The sequence below is a fragment of the Sorangium sp. So ce726 genome (genome assembly GCF_051521405.1).
Lineage (GTDB): Bacteria > Myxococcota_A > Polyangia > Polyangiales > Polyangiaceae > Sorangium.
Genome location: NZ_CP150349.1, coordinates 9183564 through 9205984, shown reverse-complemented (window position 1 = coordinate 9205984; position 22421 = coordinate 9183564). Strand labels below are relative to the sequence as shown.

Annotated in this window: 17 protein-coding genes; 7 read left to right on the top strand and 10 right to left on the bottom strand. The window is 67.3% G+C overall.

From position 1 onward, the window contains the following. Window positions 1-49: 49 nt before the first annotated feature. The 3 genes from WME79_RS34125 to WME79_RS34115 form a co-directional block, all read right to left on the bottom strand. Window positions 50-271, bottom strand: coding sequence for a hypothetical protein (locus WME79_RS34125; protein ID WP_437523374.1), 222 nt, complete (start codon window positions 269-271; stop codon window positions 50-52). Between the two features lie 20 nt (window positions 272-291). Further along, window positions 292-2124, bottom strand: coding sequence for a sigma 54-interacting transcriptional regulator (locus WME79_RS34120; protein ID WP_437523371.1), 1833 nt, complete (start codon window positions 2122-2124; stop codon window positions 292-294). Window positions 2125-2777: 653 nt separating this feature from the next. Beyond that, complete coding sequence (locus WME79_RS34115; RefSeq protein WP_437523368.1) at window positions 2778-2984, bottom strand: hypothetical protein; 207 nt, start codon at window positions 2982-2984, stop codon at window positions 2778-2780. Window positions 2985-3713: 729 nt separating this feature from the next. Here WME79_RS34115 and WME79_RS34110 point away from each other — a divergent pair. Next, window positions 3714-4673, top strand: coding sequence for an ATPase (locus WME79_RS34110; RefSeq protein WP_437523365.1), 960 nt, complete (start codon window positions 3714-3716; stop codon window positions 4671-4673). 27 nt (window positions 4674-4700) lie between these two features. Here the strand turns inward: WME79_RS34110 and WME79_RS34105 are convergent, their stop codons facing one another. The 3 genes from WME79_RS34105 to WME79_RS34095 all read right to left on the bottom strand — a co-directional run bounded on the left by WME79_RS34105 (window position 4701) and on the right by WME79_RS34095 (window position 7577). After that, window positions 4701-5270, bottom strand: a complete 570-nt coding sequence (locus tag WME79_RS34105; RefSeq protein WP_437523362.1) for a sigma-70 family RNA polymerase sigma factor — start codon at window positions 5268-5270, stop codon at window positions 4701-4703. A 213-nt stretch (window positions 5271-5483) separates the two neighbouring features. Next, a complete protein-coding gene (locus WME79_RS34100; protein WP_437523359.1) occupies window positions 5484-6389 on the bottom strand; it encodes a helix-turn-helix transcriptional regulator in 906 nt (301 codons plus the stop codon). A 120-nt stretch (window positions 6390-6509) separates the two neighbouring features. Next, complete coding sequence (locus WME79_RS34095) at window positions 6510-7577, bottom strand: RNA polymerase sigma factor (protein WP_437523357.1); 1068 nt, start codon at window positions 7575-7577, stop codon at window positions 6510-6512. A gap of 116 nt (window positions 7578-7693) precedes the next feature. Here WME79_RS34095 and WME79_RS34090 point away from each other — a divergent pair, with 116 nt between their 5' ends. The 6 genes from WME79_RS34090 to WME79_RS34065 all read left to right on the top strand — a co-directional run bounded on the left by WME79_RS34090 (window position 7694) and on the right by WME79_RS34065 (window position 16176). Beyond that, the gene (locus tag WME79_RS34090; protein ID WP_437523354.1) at window positions 7694-8902 is read left to right on the top strand and encodes a hypothetical protein; all 1209 of its coding nucleotides are present in this window, start codon (window positions 7694-7696) and stop codon (window positions 8900-8902) included. A gap of 20 nt (window positions 8903-8922) precedes the next feature. Then, complete coding sequence (locus WME79_RS34085) at window positions 8923-10563, top strand: hypothetical protein (protein WP_437523351.1); 1641 nt, start codon at window positions 8923-8925, stop codon at window positions 10561-10563. A gap of 37 nt (window positions 10564-10600) precedes the next feature. Next, window positions 10601-12157, top strand: coding sequence for a hypothetical protein (locus WME79_RS34080; protein ID WP_437523348.1), 1557 nt, complete (start codon window positions 10601-10603; stop codon window positions 12155-12157). Window positions 12158-12858: 701 nt separating this feature from the next. Continuing rightward, window positions 12859-13497: a reverse transcriptase domain-containing protein gene (locus tag WME79_RS34075; RefSeq protein ID WP_437523346.1), complete on the top strand. Its 639-nt coding sequence runs from the start codon at window positions 12859-12861 to the stop codon at window positions 13495-13497. A gap of 391 nt (window positions 13498-13888) precedes the next feature. Further along, on the top strand, window positions 13889-15178 hold the full coding sequence (gene ltrA, locus WME79_RS34070; protein ID WP_437523343.1) for a group II intron reverse transcriptase/maturase: 1290 nt from the start codon (window positions 13889-13891) through the stop codon (window positions 15176-15178). Between the two features lie 236 nt (window positions 15179-15414). Continuing rightward, the gene (locus tag WME79_RS34065; protein WP_437523340.1) at window positions 15415-16176 is read left to right on the top strand and encodes a reverse transcriptase domain-containing protein; all 762 of its coding nucleotides are present in this window, start codon (window positions 15415-15417) and stop codon (window positions 16174-16176) included. A gap of 130 nt (window positions 16177-16306) precedes the next feature. Here WME79_RS34065 and WME79_RS34060 read toward each other — a convergent pair whose 3' ends face one another. The 4 genes from WME79_RS34060 to WME79_RS34045 all read right to left on the bottom strand — a co-directional run bounded on the left by WME79_RS34060 (window position 16307) and on the right by WME79_RS34045 (window position 22331). Beyond that, window positions 16307-17407, bottom strand: coding sequence for a hypothetical protein (locus WME79_RS34060; RefSeq protein ID WP_437523337.1), 1101 nt, complete (start codon window positions 17405-17407; stop codon window positions 16307-16309). 765 nt (window positions 17408-18172) lie between these two features. Then, entirely contained in the window at window positions 18173-18319 is a 147-nt protein-coding gene (locus WME79_RS34055; protein WP_437294005.1) for a hypothetical protein, read from the bottom strand. A gap of 529 nt (window positions 18320-18848) precedes the next feature. Continuing rightward, complete coding sequence (locus WME79_RS34050; RefSeq protein ID WP_437523335.1) at window positions 18849-19334, bottom strand: hypothetical protein; 486 nt, start codon at window positions 19332-19334, stop codon at window positions 18849-18851. 2712 nt (window positions 19335-22046) lie between these two features. Further along, complete coding sequence (locus WME79_RS34045) at window positions 22047-22331, bottom strand: hypothetical protein (RefSeq protein WP_437523332.1); 285 nt, start codon at window positions 22329-22331, stop codon at window positions 22047-22049. Between the last annotated feature and the right edge of the window lie 90 nt (window positions 22332-22421).

Sequence of the window (22421 nt, the reverse complement as noted above, 5' to 3'; positions counted from 1 at the left end):
CCTCCGGGGAGACCGAGCGGCAGACGAGGGCCCCTGGAGGCGCTCCCCCTCAGGTTTCCTTTGCGGCATCGTCGTGCTGCCTTCGCTCTTCGTGCTCACGTCGCGAACACTCAGCACGTTGCGTGCCGAGGCAGGCGCGTCGCGGATCCCCGCGAAAATCCGCATGATTGCCCATCGCCTGCGCGGAGCGCTGGCCAAGGTTCGCCACCGGCGGGCCGAGGTTCGCCACCGGCGGGCCGAGGTTCGCCACCGGCGGGCCGAGGTTCGCCACCCGGTCGCCAACGATGGCTATCACTTCGGGAGTTTGATGCCGAAAACCTCCATCTTGTACCTCAGCGTCCCGCGCGGGATTCCGAGTAGCTCGGCCGCTCTCGTCACATTCCCCCCCGTCTTTCGGAGCGCATCCTTGATGAGCTGCGCTTCCGTACGAGCCCACTCTGATCGGAGCTTGCCGCCGGTCGCTTGGGTCTCGACAAGATCCGACGCCGGAACTGCCACAGGGGCACCTTCGGCTCCCACCGGCAGGGCGTTCGCGAGCAGACGCGGCGGCAGATCCTCCAGCTGGATTTGATCGCCCTCGGCCAACACGACAGCGTGATCGATGGCGTTGCGGAGATCGCGTACGTTTCCCGGCCAGCTGTACGCGCGGAGCAGCGCCATCGCTTCCGGGGCGATGCCACGCACGCTGCGACCGTTGTCCTTGTTCGCGCGTTTCAGGAAGCGTTCCACAAACGCCTCAATCTCATCAGACCGCTCGCGCAGGGGACGCACCTCCAGCTCAATCGTGTTCAGCCGAAAAACTAGATCACTGCGAAACTGGCCATCCTCGACCATCGCCTTGAGGTCGCGGTGCGTGGCCGAGATGACCCGCACGTCGATTTTCGTCTCTTGGGTCGCGCCGACCCGGCGGATGCTGTGCGTCTCGAGTGTTCGGAGCAGCGTCTTCTGCACTTCAGGGTCGAGCTCGCCGACCTCGTCGAGGAACAGTGTCCCTTTGTCAGCTGCCTCGAAATAGCCCGGCTTTGACTGATCGGCACCGGTAAAAGAGCCCTTTTCATGGCCGAAGAGCTCCCTCTCGACGATGTTGCTAGGGATCGCGCCGCAGTTTACCGCGATGAAGGGCTTGCCCAAACGAGGACCACGCTCATGGAGAAAGCGTGCGAGCACCTCTTTGCCCGTACCGGTGTCGCCCTTGATATGTACGGGAACGCGCGCCGAGGCCACGCGCTCGGCCTTGCTGAACAGCTCTCGCTGAGACGCGCCGATGATCGGTGCGTCTGAGCTGTCTACGTCCCCTTTCGACCGCCGGCTGGTCGACTCATCAACGACGGGACATTCCAGGGTCGCGCGGCCCGCCGCCTCGCGTGCTCGGTCGACCAGCTTCGGCGCCGAGCTTCCGGCCTTCTTATAGACGGCCAGGCCGACGCGGCGAACTCCGCCTTCACCGGCGCCGTAGGCGACCGCTCTCGCCATCCGAGCGGCGTTCTCCGCGCTCGCCTCGGGTAGCAGGATCAGCGCCGTATCCGGCCTACACAGATGCACGCGATCAACAGCCCGCAGAGTCGCCGGAAGCTGCATGGCCCACGACCCGGACTTTGCGCTCGCTATTTCCGCTTCACCGGGGCGCACTGCAATGATCGCAAAACTTCGGTTCAAGCACTGCGCACGCGCGAGCTCAGCGTCGAGCTCCCGATAGAAGGCCGCCTCGCCCAGCACAATCGACGTGGCGACGGGACCGAGGGCGACCACATGAGCGCTGACGTTTCCCAGCATGGCCTCTCCACCCGGCGTGAGCATGACGGGCCCGTCGATCCGCTTGTGGTTCACCCAGGTTCCGTTGGTGGAGCCGAGGTCCTCTACGAGGACGTAGCCGTCGACGAACGTGAACCGCGCATGCGGCTGGGAAATGATGGTGTCGGGGATGCAGAGATCCGCGGGCGCGCGTCGGCCGACGACCATCGTCGGTTGGTCAGGATCGAGCCGCATCGCTTCGACACCGCCCCGATGGCAGAACAAGACGGAAACGCCGTGCGGCCGCGGTCGTGCGGGAGGCCCATCACCGCCGCCCGGGAGCTTCTCGGTGCTCGTGTCGTTCCGTCCGTCGTCGTGCCGCTGGTCGTCCATGGTTCTTCCCCTCGCGAAGATTAGAGGCGCAAGCCGTCCGGCGTCGATGCTCAAGATGCCCGATGGGCTCCCCGCCGCGTTCGCCTCAGGCGGTGATGCTCTGTCCTCCCTATCCTCCGCTGCAACAGGATTCCGCGCTGCTTCGAGATGGAATCCGCGAACGGCACCCCCGCTCGGACCTGGCGGCGTGGGTGGACATGCCGCTGTGGGAGGCAGCAGGTTCGTCCGGCGGGCGAACCGCACGGATCTTCCGTGCGCGCTTGATCGATGTCAGCTGCTCTGGTTCCGCCTGACCATCGCTGCTGGCGACGTCGAATCGGCCCGCGTGGTCCACGAGGCAATTGGGCGGCTGTTCGGCGCGTCGGCTCCCGAGGGCGAGGCTGCGGCCGATCTGGTCGACCTTGCCCGCGAACGTGATCGGGGGGCACGATGATGTCCGGCGCTCTGCTTCCGCATCTCCTCGCTCCGCCCTCCTGAGTTCGACGGCCGTTCGATCGCGAGCGGCGTGTTCTCTGGGCCAAGCGCGACCAGCACGCAGTGCGGAACGCGGCACTCCGGAGGTTCGGTCTTGATGTCAGCGCGACGCGCGGCGACATGCGGCGTGCGTTCAGGCGCCAGGCGACGACTGAACGCGCGCACCTGGATCAGGGACGCTATCGCGTGTGGCTAGAGCGGCGGACCGCGGCGCGCTCCCAGCGCTCCTGCGCTGCGATGGCGTCGTCGGCGGCTCGGACGCCGTCGACGAAGAGCGCCGCGTCCGCTGGATGGTTCAGGTCGAGGCCGAGCCGGAGCAGCACCGCTCGGTCGCGTGGTGGCACCATGCGGAGGATCTCGGCGGCAGAGCGGCGCACGGAGGGCATGGGGGGAAAGTAGCAGCCCGGGGGCAGCGACGGAGCGCCCCGCGAACGAGACGGCGCTGTTTCCCCCTGTTCGACCGCCTGGACGCTCGAAAGCGCGGCGAGCGTGTCGGAGCGTGTCGCATCGACGAGGATCCGGTCCCTGTTTCCAGTCCTCCTGGAGCATGGGCCCGTAGCTCAAGGGAAGCGTCACCGCAGCTCCCGGTCAGAAGTGTTACCAGCGCTCCGCTCGTATATGCTGCGCGGCCTCGGCGCCCTCCTGCGCAGCCTCGGCGCTCCTGCTGCGCGGTCCCGGCCGCCCTCCTGCGCGGACTCGGCGTCCTCCTGCGCAGCCCCCTCGACCCTCCTGCGCACCCATTCGAGTGTCCTATCGTACGATCGCGTGCCTCCTGCGCGGCCCCGGCAACCCTCCTGCGCGGCCACTTTGGTGTCCTATCGTACGATCGCATGGCTCCTGCGCAGCCCCGGCGCCCTCCTGCGCGCCCAGTTGGTTGCCCTGCGTTGCCATGGCTCAACGCGTGCGCGTGGCTGTCGCCGCTGCTGCGCAGCCTCGACGTCCGTTTGCGCGGCGCCTCTGTCTCCTTGCGACCTTGCGCTTGCGAGCTTGCGACGAAAGCGTCGGTATCGTGCTCTCCGGTGACCCGAAGCCTCGCCGGCGCCGATTTCCTCATTGAGCGACCGCCCCCTCTGCTCGGAGGGGCGCTGACCTCGACAAGGAGACATCTCATCGCCATGGCACCGAAGGCAACCACCGCAGCTTCATCCAGGACCAAGAACGCCCAGAACACGCGCGCTTCGAGCGACGCCGGAGGCGCGCACCGCTCGTCGGGCGGTGCGCCCGAGTTCACGCTGAGCGCCGAGCGAGAGGCCGAGCTGCTCCGAGAAGCCGAGTCGCTCGGCGATAACGCCTCACTCTTTCCAGGAAAGCTCGCTCGACGCGTCATCTGGGCGAGCCGCATTCAGCTCGCCGCCGAGCGCGACGCGGCGGATCTCGTGCGCACTCCGTTCGCCGAGGACGAGCCCCAACTCACGCGAGAGGAGATCCGCGGGCTTCGTGAAAAGATCGAGCTCCTGCGCGTCGTGCAATCGCGCTGGCAAGCGGCGCAGCAGCGCCAGGAGCGGGCCGTCGCGGCCTTTCAGAAGCCGGCCGCCGAGGCCGCCCAGATCAAGCAATCGCTCCTCCGCTTCTTCGATCTCCGCTTCAAGAAGAGCCCCGAAGGTCAAAAGCGGCTCATGGCGATCCGGGCGGGCAGCGGCGACGCGGATCTGGTCCAGGACGCCTCCGATCTCCTCTTGCTCTGCTCCGAGCACGCGGAGGCCGTTCAAAAGGCGCCTCGCGGCGAGGCCGCCGCGGCGGACCGCCTCCGCGAGCTCTCGCCGGTGCTCGCGCGCATGCTTGCCGACAAGACGCTCTCTCTCGAGGCGGTGCGCTCGCGCAAGCTCCGCGACGCCGCGTACACCCTCGTCGTCAACGCCGAGCGGAGGCTGCGCGCCGCCGCGGAGTACTGGTATGCGGGCACCGATAAGATGAAGGACTATGCGCCGTTCCCCGTCTCCCGCGGCGCCTACGGCGGAGGAGAAGAGGAGGGGGAGGAGGGCGGCGAGTCGGAGGAGGCCGAGCCGGAAGACGGCGAGTCGGAGGAGGGCGAGTCGGGAGACGACGAGGCGGGCGATGATGGGCAATCGCCCTGAGCTGGCGCATCACGATCGCCAGCGCCCTCAGCCGCGCCGTCGTCCTCGGGGATCACGTTGCGGTTCGTGTCGTGCACGAGGCGATCGGCAGTCGAGCAGCGCACCGAGGGCCTTTGTGCGTCGCTTGTAGAGTGTAGAGAGAGGTAGCCCGGCGTCTTCTGCCACCTGGGCCATCGGGATGCCATCCAGATCGTGTGCCATGAGAACAAAGCGCAGCTGCGGGTCAAGCTCGTTCACCGCGTCGATGGCTGCCGTTCTGATGCTGTCCACTTCCATCGCAGCAAAGGCGTCCGGCGCTGGATCGGGCACGTCGATCAAATCGACCAGCTCCTCCCTGCGGTGCTGCAACCGCTCGCGATAGTGCGCGGCAACGTGTACGGTGATCGCGTTCAACCAGCGTTCAGGCCTGCCGCGCTTCGGATCGAACCTGGGCCAGCTCTCCCAGGCGTTGAGCCAGACTTGGCCTGCGACGTCGGTACGGTGGCACAGTGGGACCCCCAGCCTCCGCAGCCAGCGCAGCACGGCACGTAGCACCGCCGGGCAAAACAGGCGCGCGTACGCGGCGGCGCGCTCGTCTTCATTCGACAGGCGATCCATGGCTTCACCCTTCCACGCGGGCAATCGACCGTAATCCGATGATGCCGCGTCTCCGCACACATGCGGCGCCGGCTCGCCATCCGGTCGCACTCTGGAACCTTGAGCCGGCGCCTCCTGTCCCTGAGCATGTAACTGTGTTGCACGATGGCATCGAATAAAGCGCGCACCTCGGGTCGCATGCCCACGTCCTCCGAATGCGAGGCACGGCTGGGCTCACCCATGGCTCCCTACTCCTGGAAGTGTCGTGTTTAGCGGAGAGCGCTCTGCCTCCTCCCAATCGGACGCGTTGGCGGAGCTCGCCCCTCCTCCGTCGCGCTGCAGCGGGAAGCTCGTCAGCGTCCCAGCGCGGCGGGCGATCTCCGCCCCCGTGGCGGCGCGAACAGGGAGCGGCGACCGAAGCCGCGGCAGTGGCGGCGGCGGGAGCTTCGCCCGCGGGCTCCTGCCGGCGAGCTCGGGAGCCGGCACCACGGGCGGAGGAACGTCGAGCGCGCGAGGGGGCATCGTGGGCGGAGGCGGCGGCACCGAGCTCGGCGCCGGTGACGACGCGGGACGCGCCGAGGTCTCGCGCTTGGTGGCGGGCTCGCCCACCTGGATCACCACGGTCTCCTCTCCGTTCGTTCGGCGGTTGTCGTGCAGCCGCCACAGGTGCTCCCAGTACCGAGCAGGCGTGCCGGTGAAGGCCTCCAGCTGCCGGGCAAGGCCGGGCGTCATGGGGAGGTCGCTCCTCAGCAGCCGCTCCACCTCCCTCGGCTCCAACCCCGTGCTCTCGGCCAGTTTTCTCCTCCACGAAGGCTTCGTCGCGCAGAACGACTCGAGGACCCTTCCTGGCCAGGGGACGGGGCGCGCGCGGGCGTCCGTCAGCTCTGCGAGCGCCGCATCGACGTGGCAGTCCAGTAGGCGCCGGTATCGGTCCCGTTCGCCCGCTGCCTGTTCCGTCGCATCGGTGAGGGCTGCCTCCTCGTCATCGTGCGCGTGCTCGCGCGCCTCGCGAAGCCCGCGCTCGCGTCCAAGCGCTTCGCGCGCGGTGACCGCGAAGCCGATCGCGATGCAGGCTATCATCGCGAGCCCGAGCGGCGAAATGAGCCACATCGCACCAAGTAGATCCTCCATGGTATTCATCGCCTTTCGTCTCCTCGACACGAACGTACTTGTCTGGACGCAAGGCAGATCTCGGCCTTGTGCTGTCCGAAGACATCACCTGCATCACTGCCCGCTGGCTGTCGGAGGGACGCCGAAAACTCAGCGAACTTGCGTTAGGAGCGCTTCACGCTCCGCGGCGAGCTGCCCTTGCGGGAACTCCCGTGCATGAGTCTCAAGCAAGCGGCGCGCCTCTGCCTCTGCGATCGCGTTATGCTCCTCGATGGCCCTTCGGGCCTCGTCAATGAGGCTCTGCTCGCGCTCGCTGACGGCTGGGACCACGGCGCGGACGGAGAGCGAGGTACGACGAACCGGCGCGCCCGACGGAGCTGGCCCCCGTGTGTCTCGGTCCTGCGCCGGCTGCCCGAGCTCCTGGGCGGTCGGCGCGGTCGGCGCGGCGTCTGCGCACATGGGAAGTTGGACCGGCGGCTGCGCGCTCTCCTCCACCGCAGGTGCGGGCGCAGGAGCGCGCACCACCGCCGCCCGCAACCACGACTCCGGGCTGAACGAGTCCGGCAACGTCGCGATGACGGCGCCGGTCAGCACGACGACCGTTCCCTGCACCAGGATCTTGATGCTCAGGCGGCCTAGCTTGCTCAGCCACCCCTCGCGGCCCCGCAGATCGACGGCGAACGGGACGCATGCAGCGTCGTCCCATCCGCGCGAGCGTTGCCGCGCCTTCCGGCGTTTCACCGCCGCGTCGAGGTCCTCGAGCGCTCGGAGGTAGTGTGTACTCACCGTCTTCGGGTTGAGCCCCAGCTCGGAGGCGATCTCGATGAGCGGCACCTCCTCGAGCGCGTGCTTGATCAAGACGTCGCGGTAGTTGGGGTCGACCTGGTTGATCAGGTCGCGGAGGAGCGCCTCCCGCTGCTGCCTGCGGAGCATCTCTTCCGGGGTCGGGCACTCAGTCTGAGGCTCGTGATCGTCGAACGAGGTCAGGACCTCTCCCCGACGGCGTGCGTTCCGGACGTGGTTCCGCGCCTGGTTCCGGACGATGGTGGTGCCGTAGGCCGCCCGAGCCTCCCCGAGCTCGATCCGCTGATTCGCTTCCAGCTCCCGCAGCAAGGCGTCCTGCGCGAGGTCCTCCGCGTGTCGCGCAGGGACACCGAGACGCCGCGCGAGGCGCCGGAAGAACTCGAAGCCGGGAGGGGTGCTGCCTGGCTCGCCCATAACCGGTAAAACACCTGAGCCGTCTGGAGGGCTTCAAGAAAATGCAGGGCGGCTCCAGTATCGGTCGGACAGAATGCGACATGTAGGTCTGAGGGCCTGCGACTGCATGAGCAGGGATGGCCGCATTCCCCGAACGGGCGGGATTTTCTCATCGGAACGTTCAGGTCATGCCACTTTCAGCGCCGTTGACGCGCCACGGCTGGCGTAAGTACCGTCCGTGCATGCGTTTTGTCGCGCAATCGCTCTGGATATCCTTGATGCTCGGCGTCGCGATCGGCACTACGCATCCGGTCCGTGCGGAGGACCGGAATTCGGCCCCCGCACGAGGCGACGATTCGATCGCAAAGGACCATCTTCGCCGCGCCCGACGAGCTCGGGCATCGGGAAAGTGGACCGAGGCACACGCCGCGTACAAGGCGGCCTTCGAGGCGATCGACTCGACATCTGTGACAGCGCGAGAATCCGCTGAGGTCGCTGGAGAGCTGGGCCTTTGCGAGCTCAAGTTGCGCAAGTTTCGTGACGCAGCGGAGCACCTGGCTTGGAGCCTTGAGCGGCGCAAGGCGCTTTCTCCTGAGCAGCAAAAAGGATTCGCGGACGGACTGGCCAAGGCCGTTCCGTTCGTCGCGACGCTCTATCTGTCGGTGGACCCGCCGGATGCCGAGGTGCTCATCGACGGCAAGCCCATCGGCTTACCCAGGCGGACCTACAGACTGTTCTTCGAGCCTGGCAAACACATGGTGCGGGCCCGAGCACCGGGCCGCGAGGAAGGCTCCCAGACGCTGGACGCGCAGCCAGCGACCGAGCCGATCATGACGATCCAGTTGCCACGCGCGTCCGAGAGCAGCGCCAAGGACAACGCGCCCGCGGTGCCCAAGCCCCTGAGCGCATCGCCCCCTGCGCGCCCGCAGGCTCCCGGGCAGCCAGCGTCGTGGCCGACGACGCTGCGTATCGCGGGGATCGCCGTCACGACGGCCACCCTGTCCGCGGGCAGCCTGCTCATGATCCGGGCCACGAATCTTGACGGCGATCTGAGCGAACGGCGCGACGGGCTCAACGGCGGTGCGACGGCGAGCGGGTCCAGGTGCTGGCAAGCGGCGGACCGCCCGGCGTGCGCTGACCTGCTCCGCCTCCGAGACGAGCGCAACCTGTCCGCGGGCGTGGGCACGGCCATGCTCATCGCCGGCGGTGTGATCGGGGCAGCGACCGCCGCGTCCTTCTTCACGGACTTCTCCTTCCTGGGGCTCACGCCGGCTCAGGATCGGATCCACGCCTCGCCCGTGGCGACCGGGCGAGAGATCGGCGTGATGATCGAGGGGCTGTGGTGAGGACATCGGGGGCCGAGCAGATGCGTTCGAAGGAAGGCCGGCGCGTGGCGAGGTATGTCGTCGCCGTCGCGATCTTCATGTGCGGCGCGAGCATGCTGACCGGGTGCCCGTACTCCGACCCTTGCTGGGAGGTTGAGGCGTGCGAGCCCGATCCGGTGCCTCCGCCCGGTCCCTGCGAGGGAGCGCCCGGCACGGCGCCGGCGTTGGATGAATGCGGGGTGTTCGTCAGCCCGTCGTCGGGTGACGACAGGAGCCCTGGCACGAAGGACGCGCCGGTGAAGACCCTGCAACACGCGATCGGGCTCGCCGCGCACGGGCGAGGCCACGGCGAGGAAGCGACCCGGCGCGTGTACGCGTGCGGCGGGGAGTTCGAGGAGGAGATCACGCTGCCCTCGGGGGTCGACCTCTGGGGCGGGCGCCTGTGTGACGGCGGGGATTGGTCGTATGACGGCTCATTCGACGGGCCGGATCATCCGACGATCATTGCTCCGCCGGGGGGGATCCCGCTGCGGATCCTCGGGGCGGAGGGTACAGCGCTCGCGGGGGACAGCGTGACGTCGGTGATCGCCGGCGTGCGCGTCGTGGCGGCGGACGCCTCGGCGCCCGATGGCAAGTCGTCGATCGCGGTGATTTTGAGCACGGGGGCCACGGCGATCGTGCAAGACAGCGTGATCGTCGCGGGCGACGGTACGGACGGGGAACCGGGAGAGGACGCGGACACCGAGCGGGCAACGGACGGCGTCGTAGGTAACAACGGCGCGAACGCATGTACCGTGGACGCCGCCGTGGGCGCCCTTCCGGTGGTCACCGCGTGCGACGACGGCATCGAGTCGACGGGCGGCTACGGCGGTGACGGCGGACTCGACGTCGGCGGCGATGGCGCACCGGGGCAGCCGGCGCTCGCGGAGGATCCCGTGCGCGACGGCCACGCGGGGCTCGGCGCGGATCTCGCGCGATGCAGCGACGGGGGCGACGGCGCACACGGCGCTGACGGTGGTCGTGCTGATGGCGCCTTTGGTACAGGGTTCCTCAGCGACGATGGATGGATCGGTGTCCGTGGTAAGGACGGGACGAAGGGCGGCGTCGGCTATGGCGGCGGCGGCGGTGGCGGCAGCAAGTCGCGCGGGGACATGTTTGCGTGTCCGACAAGCCGCCCCCAAAGTGGCGCAGCCGGCGGCTCGGGAGGAAGCGGCGGCTGTGGCGGTCGGGGAGGCTATGGCGGCGGCTATGGCGGCGCGAGCATCGGCATCGTTGCGCTGGAGGGCACGGACCTGACCGTCGCCAACACCGACGTGTTCGCTGGCAAAGGCGGCCACGGCGGCGTCGGCGGAACGGGCCAACTAGGCGGTGCTGGGCAGTCCGGCGCCCACGGGGGCTTGGGTTATGGTCCTAATGGTATGTGGCGTGCATGCAATGGCGGCTGGGGAGGTAACGGCGGTCGCGGAGGTGATGCCGGCGGCGGGCTCGGGGGCGCGTCGGTCGGCATCGCCTACGTGGTGCCCAACTTCGCCATTCGACCCGGGACCTCCATTGTTCCCGGAACCCCCGGTAACGGTGGCCTCGCGGGCAACTCCGTCCCGGAGGACGCGGTGGGTAAAGGGGAACGCGGCCCACGAGGTCCTCTGGTTGCCTTCCCCGCGGCAAGCGAGCCGATCCATTGAATCGTGCCGCGCGATACGCGGCCATCGAGGGATGCCCATGAACCTGAATTCCGCGATCCTCCTCGTCGTTGCTCTGCCGCTCGCCTCGGCCGGCTGCGGGACCGCACCGGGGGGGGTGGACGACCCGAACGGTGCGCCGCCGTGCGACGGACCCTCGACGTGTGGAGGCGATCCAGTCCCCGAGTCCGTCTGCCTGGAGCAGTTTGCGAAGGGTCAGCTGGTCGACGGCTGCGGCGTGTTCGTCAACCATCCGTTTTTCGGCGGTGACGACGCGAACCCCGGCACGAAGGACAGGCCGGTTCGTTCCCTCCAGCGCGGCATCGAGCTTGCGCGCAGCGGGCGCGGTCGCGTGTTCGCCGCGAACGATGGCTTCGAGGAGTCCATAACGCTCCCCTCCGGGGTGGATCTCTACGGAGGCTTCAATGTCGTCGATTGGGAACCCCTGAAGGAGACTCCACTCCCGGAGCAGGGCATGAGCACAGTCCTTCCCTCGGTCGGGCAGATCGCGCTGATCGTCGAGCCGGCCCGCGCCGGCGACACGGGGGCAGCGGACGGGGTCTCGATCATCGATCACATGTTCTTCGGCAGCCAAATGCATGTCGGGATCATCGTTCGGTCGGGCACCGCGGTGGAATTCATCGGAAGCTGGATCGAAGCCGACAACGGATTGGGGGGCCACGATGGGGACAAATGGCCGGGCCGGGCAGCGTCGGGGCCGGACGGGCAGTATGGGGGAGACGCGTGCTCCGCAGCGACGGTCCCGGGTGGGGCTCGGGCGGTGAACTCCTGCGAGGGAGGGATCCCGAGCGCCGGTGGCAAGGGGGGCGACGGGCTCGCCGACGGCGCCGGAGATGGGGAGGACGGCGAGCCCGTACCTGAACCGAACCCACAGCACGAGGGGAATGGAGGATCTGGCGACCGGGCAGACGGGGGTTGTAACCGCGGCACCACCGGGAAAAGCGGCATGTGGGGCGCCGCGGGCGCTGCGGGCAAGGGCCGCGGGCGGATCGATGAGACCGGATGGCACGGCGACGGGGCCGGCGACGGCGCCCGGGGGATGCCGGGCCAAGGCGGTGGCGGGGGCGGCGGGCGTCGTGGCGGGCTCGCGGTGTGCGGCGTGGCCACCAAGGGCGGCGCCGGCGGCGGCTCCGGAGGCGCGGGCGGTTGCGGGGGGCGGGGCGGCCGAGGGGGCGGGAACGCCCAGCCGAGCATCGCGATCCTGGCGCTCCACGCGAAGGTGACGGTGCGCGACAGCATTATCGTCAGCGACGATGGGGGCCCAGGCGGCGACGGCGGGGAGCCGGAGGAAGGCGGCAAAGCCGGCCGAGGCGCTCCAGGAGGCGCCTTGGGGGACGGCATGTGGTCCTGCGACGGTGGCAGCGGCGGCCCCGGAGGCGACGGCGGCTACGGCGGCCCCGGGCGCGGCGGCGACTCGATCGGCATCGCCTACCTCGACGAGGACCAGCTCACGCTGGAGGGGGTCACCTTCGAGATCGGGCTGCCGGGCCCGGGTGGCACGAGCTGGGAATGGACCGGCGATGTGATCACGGGGGAGGACGGTATCGCCGTCGAGACGTTTCGGTTTCCTGAATAGCCGAAGTCACGTCATGGGAGAACGGCACGGACCTCCACGACGGCTGCCACGATTGCAGGAAGGCAGGCAGCGAAGCGAACCGCCGTGACGCCAAGAAACCATGGGAGTAGGAGGGGACATGCCGGGACGGCCCTCCCGCTCTCCTCTTGGCGATCTCGGGTGCGCCAGGCAAAGCCTGGGCGAGGAGGATGCTCATGTAGAAAGCTGAAACCTTGCGATGGAACCCATGGAGGTCCTGCGGACCTCTCCGGCCAAGGCTAGCCCCCAGCCGGAAGCGAGTCTTGCGTGGCTCGGAGGGTAGACCCCGGGCTGCGAAGCGTAGACAGCGAGCGTGAAAGCCTTGTATTGAGCCTCGAAATGCCATGTTTGGTGGGTGCCCAAGCTGTCCAAGAAGCGGAAGGCAACACCGGCGCGCTGGAGCGCCGCGTGCGGCGAAGGGCTCGGCGCGCTGGACCCCCCGGGGTCGGAGACCAGGGCGTGCACGCAAGGGTTCCCCAGGAACCTGGGAGGCCCCGTCGCCTCCGCCAAGAAAGCCCGCCGCAACTGCGGGCGCGGTACCGCCGAGCGAAGGGAACGAAGCGAGGCGGGAAGGGTGACGAGGCGTCCGAGCACCTCGTAGTAGCCGGTGAAGCGGGGGAACCGTCCCAAGGGACCCCGTGGAGGGAAGGGGGTGCCGGGACATGGAGCTGCTGGAGGGAAAGATGAAGGAGACACCGGGCTCCCAGAACATCTCCACGAAACTCGAGCAGATAGCGAAGCTAGCGAGGGAAGCGCCTGGCATGGCGTTCACGACGCTCGCGCACCACATCGACGTCGAGTGGCTGCGCGAGGCGTACCGTTGCACGCGCAAGGACGGCGCCGTGGGCGTGGATGGGCGGACCGCGGACGAGTACGCGGCGCACCTGGAGGACAACCTCCGGTCGCTGCTCGAACGCGCGAAGTCCGGCACGTACCGCGCGCCGCCCGTGAGGCGGGTCCTCATTCCGAAGGGTGACGGGTCGCAAACGCGGCCCATCGGCATCCCGACCTTCGAGGATAAGGTCTTGCAACGGGCGGTCGTCATGGTGCTGGAAGCGATCTACGAGCAGGACTTTCTACACGGCTCGTATGGCTTCCGGAGGGGGCGCTCTGCGCATCAAGCGCTGCACGCGCTCCGTGACCAGGTGATGCACATGGGCGGCGGCTGGGTCCTGGAGGTCGACATCCGGAAGTTCTTCGGTGCGCCAGGGCAAGCCTGGCGCTTCCAGCGGGTGCAATTCCCGCCTCGGCAGGGGGAACGAGCCGCCCCACCGGGAATCGAGCCTTGCGCTCATGGAGGCGACGACATGGGCGAAGCGTAGGCAGAGCGAGGCGCGGGCCGTAACGCAAGTGAAGCGATTGAGCCCCGTGACAATGATCCGGGGGCCGACAGGGTCGAAAACCTGGAAGGCCACGGTAGGTCGACCATCAAGGCGAGGTCGATCGGAGACCCCGGCGGGGTCTGAGAGCACGGCACGCGCGGAAAAGGAAGCGTCGAGGAACCTGGGAGACCTGCGCGGGTCTTCGTGGGCTCGCCAGCCCACGGAGTACGTTGAAGGAATGGCGTCCACCTGACGGAGACGGACGCTCGTGCAGGAGTCGGAGGCGTGCGTAGTACTCGGAGCGCGGGAGAGCCGCGTACAAGGGGAAGGCGCGCCGCAGAGCAACACGCGCGGCGGGGAGACATTCGCTGCACGCAGAGGCAGGGAACGAATGACCACAGGACTGTCGCGCATCACGGAGAAGGCAAAGACCGACCGGAAGGTCCGCTTCACGTCGTTGGCGCATCTGCTCACGCCCGAGTTCCTGCTCGAGACGTGGAAGCAGATGAATCGACGTGCCGCGGGCGGGGTGGACGGCGAGACGATGCAGGAGTTTGAGCGCGATCGGGAAACGAGGATCAAGGAGCTTCATGCGCGGCTGCGGGCAGGGCGGTACCGACCTCCCCCCGTGCGGCGCGTAGAGATCCCCAAGGGTGACGGCAAGACGCGGCCGCTCGGAATCCCGACGGTCGAGGATCGCCTCGTCCAGCGCGCCGTAGCGCGGATCCTCAGCGCGATCTATGAGCAGGACTTTCTGGACTGCTCGTACGGGTTTCGGCTCGGACGCAACCCGCACCAAGCGCTGCGTGCGCTTCGAAGCCATCTCGTGGCGGGGAAGGTGCGGCACGTGTACGAGGCTGATATCCGCGGGTATTTCAACCACATCAACCACGACTGGTTGCGGAAGATGGTGGCCCACCGCATCGCCGATCCCGTGATCCTCCGCCTCCTCGGGTGGTGGCTCCGGGCCGGCGTCATGCAGGAGGGCATCGTTGTTCGCGTGCACGAAGGCTCCCCGCAAGGGGGGCCGATCAGCCCCGTACTCGCGAACGTCTACCTGCACTACGTGCTCGACCTCTGGTTCGAGAAGAAGTTCAAAACGTGGTGTCAGGGGGAGGCGTACCTGACTCGGTTCGCCGACGATTACGTCGCGTGCTTCCAGTACAAGCGCGACGCCGAGCGCCTCGACCGGATCCTGACGCGGAGGATGAGGAAGTTCGGGCTGGAGCTAGCCCGAGAGAAAACCCGGATGCTGCTCTTCGGACGGTTTGCACGCGAACGGATGGCCGAGTTCGGCAAGCAGCCGGAGACATTCGAGTTCCTCGGCTTCAAGCACGTATGCGGCGTGGACCGCAAGGGCAAGGCCGCCGTCGTGCGCATCCCGAGCGCGAAGAGCTGTCGCAAGTTCCTGGATCGCACACGGGACTGGCTGCGGGGGCACCTCCACTGGCGGCGGCGCGACCAACAACGCGAGCTCGCGTCACGGCTGCGCGGCTTCTACCAGTACTTCGCCCTGTCGCACACGATGCCGAAGCTCTACTGGGTTCTCGGCGAGGTGCAGCGGCAATGGCGTCGAGCGATCCGACGGTGCGGACAGCGCAGTCGGTCGCATTGGTCATACCTCGAAGCGCAGCCGTGGTTCGCGCTCCCGCGTCCCGAGCTGCTCCACCCCACGGTCTGATGGCGCATCGCCGCGATCGTGCTCTGGGGAGCCCGTTGCGGGAAAACCGCACGGCGGGTTCTGCGAGGGGGGACGGGCCCAAGAAGCCACGCCAGATCGGTGAGGGCACTGCGATGAAAGTCGCAGATCAACAGCGAGGCTCCGCCAAGGCTACCGCTTCGAGGCCCGTCCCTACCCACCACACCCTCGACCATGGCCACCTCCAGGAGCTCCTTCGCCGAAGGGTGCGCGATGGGGTGCTGCTGCGGCTCATCGGCAAGTGGTTGCATGCGGGCGTGGTGGAATCCGGGGCCGTGTCCTTCCCGGAGTCTGGCTCGCCTCAAGGCGGCGTGGTCTCGCCACTGCTGTCGAACGTCTACCTGCACGAGGTACTGGACGTGTGGTTCGAGCAGGAGGTGAAGCCGCGGCTGCAAGGCCGCGCGTTTCTCATCCGGTACGCGGACGATTTCGTCCTGGTGTTCTCGCACGAGGAAGACGCTCGTCGCGTTCTGGCCGTGCTCCCGAAGAGGTTCGGCAAGTACGGCCTTGCGCTCCACCCGGACAAGACCCGGCTGATCGAATTTCGTCGGCCTGACCGTCAGCCTCCCTCGGAGGATCGATCGGATCATGGACCCGACACGTTCGACCTGCTGGGCTTCACCCACTACTGGGGCTTGTCTCGTCGAGGCAGGTGGGTGGTCAAGCAGAAGACCGCCTCCGGTCGCTTCCGCCGCGCGCTGAAGCGGGTCGCGGCGTGGTGTCGGCAGCATCGGCACCAGGCGCTCGGGGAGCAGCAGCGATCGCTCGCGCAGAAGCTGCGAGGTCACTTCGGGTACTTCGGCATCACGGGGAACTCCGAGGCGATCAGCCGCTTCCGCGAGCTGGTCATCGGCATCTGGTGCAAGTGGCTCGGTCGTCGCTCCCAGAGAGCGCGGATCAACTGGGACCGCAGGCACATGCTGCTGGAACGCTACCCCCTCCCACCTGCCCGGGTCGCGAGGCCGTACTCACCCGCGTAGCGAATCCATGTTGCGAAGAGCCGGATGCGGTAGCCCCGCACGTCCGGATCTGTGGGGGCCCTGGGGGAGCAATCCCCCAGGGCTACCCGAGCGGCCTTTCTGCTGATCGGGGCACCTTCCAGCAGTCGTGCTACGACGAAGCTACGGGTTCCGAGTTCACGGGCCAACTCGCCAGGAAGCTCCACGCCCAGGCGACCATGGCGGCCGGTGGCTCGCCTTCACCGTCCCACGAGGCGACCAGCGCTTCGAGCTCGCGCGCGGCAGCTTCGAACTCGCGCCTGGCAGCGATGCCCCATCGAGTCATCGGCGGCTCGAGGAGCACGCGAATCTTAGCGAGCGTATCTATCAACTCGCCCTTGCGAAGGACGCCATCCGTCTCCACCACGCAATAGCAAGAACCGCTCTGCAACTCTGGCGTCAGGGGCCACAAGATGCAGTAGAGCGCCGTGAGCACCGTGAGCACCGCGATGAGCGGCTGTGTCAGGTTGCTCGCTTCGACCTGGACGCCCGGTGCCGGCTCGTCAGACGGCGATGGCTCCACCCACCTGTGATAGTCCGTGAACAGGCAGTCGTAGAGTCTAACCTCCCCGGGGAGACGCACGCTCGTCATCACCTCCGGCACGAGCACGGTCCCGATCTCCGGCGGCATGCGTTCGCAACCGAAGGTCGCTTCGATGTCGCCGGAAATCCACTCCGCGCATGGCTGCTCATCGGGCAGCAGATCGAAGGTGGCATATTCCCTCCCGACGATGGCGAACTTTTGTCCATCGTCCGGACGAGCGACGAACCTCGGATCGAACGGGCTGCGCGGAACGATGAAATGTAGTCCTAGAAACTTGACCGAGAACGAGTTCCTCGTTCGCTTCACGATGTCGACCGTGCGCTCGCTATGGACGATGTAGTAAGGAACCAGAAAGCTCACATGAAACCACAGCGTTCGACCCGTGGACTCCGGCATGTCGATCGAAAAAGAGTAACAGGCGTCGCAGCCTCCGGTGGGGAGGTGCAGCGAATGGTTCATGAACCTACCAGGGAATCCGTCTTCGATGCGACGCCGCAGGTCGTGCCATCGGTCGACCTTCGATGCCTGGATCCGCGCTCGCACGAGCCGGTCGTGCTCTTCGGTCTCCATGCATCGCTGGACGTCGATATCGCCGTCATCCATAATCCCGACCCCACGGGGGTAGTATCGATAGGCGATATCGAGAAGCTCATTGATGCTGTGTTCCATGGGCTCACAATCCTTGGGCCGATGTGTCTCTACTATCCATCCAGCAGCGGGCTCGGCAACAGGCGGACGGCGGCGCGGATCTCCACGGTGGCTACGACGAAGCTCCGGGGCTCGGGTCGAGCGGCCAACTCTCCAGGAACCTGGAAGCCCAAGCGACCATCGATGGGATCCGCCGGCTTCCTGTGCCCATCGTCCCCTTCTCCCCTCTCCGCAACGGACGAGCAACGTGGCGACGCGGGCGGTTATTCTGATAACAGGGATCCGGCGTCAAACGGAATCCAGACGAGAGGACCACAATGGACGCGGATCGTTCCGTCCGGAGCGTGCAGTACTCGTAGCTGCCTGTGCGGCTCGAGTGCTCGTCGACCTGCTGGCACCGGCTGCCGGTGCAGGGCGCCGTGCGAGCGCGCTGGCTGCCGCGCGGCTTGGGATGCACGACGTCGTCCGCGAGCGCAGCCCGTAGCCCGGCGACGTGAACAGGCAGAGGCGAGAGGCGTCGACGGTGGCGCGCCTGGAGCTCCACGACGGCGCTCGAGGGCCTGATGGTGGCAAGGTGGAAAGCCGCTCGAGGCTCCACGAGCACCACTCCAGGCTGCGGCGCCGAGATCTCGCTCGCGGAGCTCGCCGGCGAGGGCCCGGAGCTCGACCAAGTTGATCACGAGGGCCCCGACTCGCCGGCGTCCAGCTCGACCCCGCGGCTGCTCCCCCGCCTGGCGCCGCCCCAAGCGAGCAACGCCCCCCTACGGGTGCAGGCGGCCTACCGCGTCAGCGACGGCGCCGGAGGCCGAGGACGAGCGCGGCGCCCATGCCGACGAGCACGAGCAAGGCCACGGCGACCCACACCCAATCCCGGGGATCCGAGCTGAAGGAGACGGCCACCGCGCCACACCCGGGAGAACACGCTCTTTTCATCAGGCACCCATCCTCTCATCAACCGCCGCCTCCGGTCCGCCGGAAGGTGCGGATCCCGCCGCGGTGTTCGTTGACGCCGCGGCCCCGCTATCTGCTCCGGCGTCATGTACGACGCCAGCGTGATCGCGCGGTCGCGAGCGTCGCTCGGCACCCGCGGCCGTTCTGCAGGCCGTGGCGGCAGGCCCCGCGCTCGAGGAGCTCGCCGGCGATGGCCTCAAGCTCGACCAGGTCGACAGTGGACGGCGACGCCCCCAAGCTCGCGCGGCGCTTCTACCTGGAGATGATCCACTGCCGAGGCGTGAGCCGCCCGAGCTACCCCCGCTCGTACCGCCACGGCGGCGCCGCCATGGAGGGAGCGCCGTGTCCCTCGCCCTTCGCGGCGGCTCCAGGTAGACACCGGCGAAGCCGCTGCGTCCGTGAGCTCAGACGTCAAGGCGGAAGGAGGAGCGGAGTGATGTACAATTAGCAAACAGCCAGCCTGTTCACTTCGACTTTACCTCAAATCTCCAAATTGGTCCAGTGGTCAACATCACGACCAGGCTTCCAGGAAGAACGCGACTACTGCCGCTAGCCCAGTCCACATGGACGCTGGGGACATGCCCAAGGGCCCGGCGAAGTACCAGTCGGACTGGGCGCGGCCGCCTGGAGCAACCCCCACCACGCGATCACAGATCACGGCACCACACACCGACATCGAGTAGATCGCCAGGGACGGACCGAGACTGACGGTGGTTGTCTTCGTGGCATACCCAAGAGTGACTGCCGTTCGATCGTAAACCCCGATACCTGCCCCTGGAACGATGCTGAACATGTTGTGGACTTCGAGCCGGAAGTCCCCCTCGCTGCGCCAGAGCCATCCGGCGAATGGGCTCACGGCAAGCCTGGGTTCGGTCCCGATCTGGATCCCGCCCACGCTCACGCCGCCGTGGAACTCGAGTGCCTGGGCCGGCGCCGGAACCACGACGAGCGCACCGACGTAGAGCAAGCCGATCTTGCCGAGTAAGCGCATGGACATGGTAGAGCCCTGGCCGAGCCGCGACAGGCGTTATGAGAGCGCGCACGATCTTTCTGGGCATGACGTGGGCGTCAAAGGGAAATTCGGCGAGCAGATCCCCATGCTCTGGGGTCGACGCGTCCCGGGCGGCGCAGGTGCGCATGCGGTTACGCGGTGCGGATGTTCGTCCCGGTCGACGAACGGCCAGTCACCAGCCCCGCTCCCGACGCGCCCCCCACCTCCATGGCCGCTCCATGCCCAGCCAGGCGTCGACGGCCCCGAGCTCACCCGCGTTCTCCTCGACGCTGCAGCCGCGCTGTCTGCTCCGGCGGCATGTACACCGCGCAGACGACGTGCGCCGAGCTGGCCGACGTGCGCCTCGACCTCCACGGCCGCGCCGCTGCGGCGAAGGGCCATATAGCGCTTGCGCCCGCGCTCCTCGTCGCCAAGCCGTCGCTGGCGTCCGATTCGACCTCCGCGCCCCGCCGTGGGGGCTGCGCCGCGCTCGAGCTCGAGAACTCCCGTCCCGGGCGTCACAACGCACCGAGCAGGCTAAGGGCTCAAGGCCGTGCCGACGTGCGCCTCGACCTCCGATGGTCCGCGCCGAGCTCGTCCGCGACGATGTGCAACCCGCTGCGCTCTGCTCGAGCTCGGTTTCGGACCGGGGCGAGATTGTCAGGCCGTAGCCGCAGGGACGCAATCCATGCCCCGAATCACAGTTGACGCCGCCCCTCCGCACACGCATCTGGAAAACTTGGAGGATGAGCATGCGCCACAGGCAGAAACTGAAGGCGATCCCTGTTCTTATTCCTCTCGGTCTCACGGTGTGGGCGTGCAACTACGACGTGGGCGAGTGCTATCTTAGGGGGACGGAGGGCACAGGGGCCGGAGAACCATACCCGCCGGGGTCAGCAGCTACGGGGGACTGGTTCGGGAACGGTGACGACGTGGGGAGCGGCGCCACTGAAGAGATGGCAGGGTGCACGCCCGACAAGACATGCACAGACATGTTCGTAGATTGCCAAGACATCGGCGGCAAGTGCATTACGGGATATCCAGGATGCGACAAATGGCGCCACACGTCGTGTAGGAGTTGCTTTGAGGCCTGCCAATCGGACACGCCATACCCGCCAGCGTGCAAATGCAGATCATGCGGATTCAGATGATGAATGATCCGATACAGGGCGCAGTCTACGTTGCCATGGGCAGGGTTGCCGGAGCGGCTCTAGCCAAGGTGGCATCCCCCGTCGTGGTCGACGATGACGAGCTCCTGCTGGGGCCATCAAGAATCGATCCGAAACGTCATCGTGCTGCGCGCGTTAGATACTTGGGTGGAGAGCCGTCTGCCGATCTCAATGAAGAGCTTGCGCGTTCTGATGGGCCGCCGGTCTGTGTGGCGCTTCCGCCGACACCAGGCGGCCTGATGAGCCTCTGTCGGATCTGCGCTTCCGTAGTCGAGCGAGGGCGTGCGCTGTTCGTCGTTGATCTCAGCCCAGACGCCGCCGGAGCATTCCCGCAAGGGCCCGGCCCAGGCAGGGCCATATCCCTCAATATCGCGGATGCTCTGCTACGCAAGCCTCCCGTGGTCCAATGGTCGAAGCTCGAGACAACTCTCGCGGCTACGCTCTGGAAATTGTGGTGCCGCCGCTCGCCCGTCGCCTTTTCTAGGTTCTGTGCATCTGGGAGCATGTTCCACCCGCAGTTGGCCAACCTTGGGCGTTATCATGCCGGACTCTTCCCCCGACGGGCAGGCCATGGGCTCTTACTATCGCGCTTTGACGAGCTCCTCCTGCGACAGCTATCGCAAGAGTGGCTCTCGCCGGTTAAAGTTTTTGTCAACGCGATCAACGCTGAATCTGAGCTCGATGCATGGTTTTCACACATGGGGGATCTGTACGTAGCCAAACGGCTCAATGATTGGTATCACCATACGCGAGGCCGCATCATCGAACGTCGGAGCGCGCATCACCCGAGACCTTCCGAGATGACGAGATGGTCCTTTCGATGGCGTGCGGGGAGCGAGGAGATCCTCGACGCGCTGCCGGGTGTGCAAGCGGCCCCACCTGTATCTATTGGAGGTGCTATCGCGTATGATCCCGACCACGTATGGGTATGCCAATTTGATGCACAAGGCACACCTTACCTAAGCCGATTTGGCACCGCATCATCGGGCGACAGGCTGGAATAGGGCGTATCGGATAGCGCCTGTGACGACGCGAAGTCCTTCGCCAGTGCGTCCGTTGCTGCTGGAACACTTTTCCCCCTAGCTGTTCGCCAACCAAAACGGTCGGCGAACGGCCAGTCACCAGAACCCGACGTGTCCCCTCGACCTCCGCGACCCGCTTCGCACCCCCGGACAGTTGGACATCGACGACGGCGGCGAACTCGCCGGCGAGGGAAACGGCGGCACGCGCGGCCGCCCGAAAGCCGCGCCCAAGAGTGCCGCGAAACGTAGGGGGCTTCCTGCCCGGTCGCTCGCCTGGCGTGGTTGTCCCTGGAGGAGTTGATCCCCCGCTGAGGCGCGAGCCGCCCGAGCTCCCCCGGCTCGTCCCGCCACAGTCGTGCCGCTGCAGAGGGGCGCCACCGCACTCGCCTCGAGCTCCTCGCCGTCCGCGCGCCCAACTCGGCCATGTGGACGGCGGACGCCAGGGGAGGGCTATACCGGATCGACCCAAGCCCACACCTCCGAGAAGAGGCACATGTAGATCGTCGCCTCGCTCATCAACACCACGTTCATCGCCACATCCGGCACCACCTCGTTCCCATCTCCGGCGGGATCGGCCGGTAGCCTGGGTAGATGGCCTCGATCTCCTGAGCGACCTCGCGCGCCGCCGGCTCGTCCTCGGGGATACCGGCGAGGTGGATCCCGTAGTATGGCCCGAGCAGGGACACGTGGAAGCTGAGCGCCGTTTCGTCGGTGAGCCAAATGCGGGCCGAGTAGGCCGAGTCGACCCGCCCTGCCAAGATGTGGAACGACTCGTCTTGAAGGCCGTATCGATCGCCCGGCCTGTCGATCATGACGTTCCACCTTGGGTACTCCGCTCGCCCGCGGTTTGCGGCGTCCACCAGGCGGCACGACGTCGCATGCGAGCGCAGCCCGCCGCGCGG

Coding starts and splice junctions, on each gene's coding strand:
- WME79_RS34080 (WP_437523348.1), top strand. CDS start 10,601: ATGAACCTGAATTCCGCGATCCTCCTCGTCGTTGCTCTGCCGCTCGCC.
- WME79_RS34110 (WP_437523365.1), top strand. CDS start 3,714: ATGGCACCGAAGGCAACCACCGCAGCTTCATCCAGGACCAAGAACGCC.
- WME79_RS34090 (WP_437523354.1), top strand. CDS start 7,694: ATGGCCGCATTCCCCGAACGGGCGGGATTTTCTCATCGGAACGTTCAG.
- WME79_RS34095 (WP_437523357.1), bottom strand. CDS start 7,577: ATGGGCGAGCCAGGCAGCACCCCTCCCGGCTTCGAGTTCTTCCGGCGC.
- WME79_RS34100 (WP_437523359.1), bottom strand. CDS start 6,389: ATGAATACCATGGAGGATCTACTTGGTGCGATGTGGCTCATTTCGCCG.
- WME79_RS34105 (WP_437523362.1), bottom strand. CDS start 5,270: ATGGATCGCCTGTCGAATGAAGACGAGCGCGCCGCCGCGTACGCGCGC.
- WME79_RS34120 (WP_437523371.1), bottom strand. CDS start 2,124: ATGGACGACCAGCGGCACGACGACGGACGGAACGACACGAGCACCGAG.
- WME79_RS34050 (WP_437523335.1), bottom strand. CDS start 19,334: ATGTCCATGCGCTTACTCGGCAAGATCGGCTTGCTCTACGTCGGTGCG.
- WME79_RS34045 (WP_437523332.1), bottom strand. CDS start 22,331: ATGATCGACAGGCCGGGCGATCGATACGGCCTTCAAGACGAGTCGTTC.
- ltrA (WP_437523343.1), top strand. CDS start 13,889: ATGACCACAGGACTGTCGCGCATCACGGAGAAGGCAAAGACCGACCGG.
- WME79_RS34075 (WP_437523346.1), top strand. CDS start 12,859: ATGAAGGAGACACCGGGCTCCCAGAACATCTCCACGAAACTCGAGCAG.
- WME79_RS34085 (WP_437523351.1), top strand. CDS start 8,923: ATGCGTTCGAAGGAAGGCCGGCGCGTGGCGAGGTATGTCGTCGCCGTC.
- WME79_RS34055 (WP_437294005.1), bottom strand. CDS start 18,319: ATGAAAAGAGCGTGTTCTCCCGGGTGTGGCGCGGTGGCCGTCTCCTTC.
- WME79_RS34115 (WP_437523368.1), bottom strand. CDS start 2,984: ATGCCCTCCGTGCGCCGCTCTGCCGCCGAGATCCTCCGCATGGTGCCA.
- WME79_RS34060 (WP_437523337.1), bottom strand. CDS start 17,407: ATGGAACACAGCATCAATGAGCTTCTCGATATCGCCTATCGATACTAC.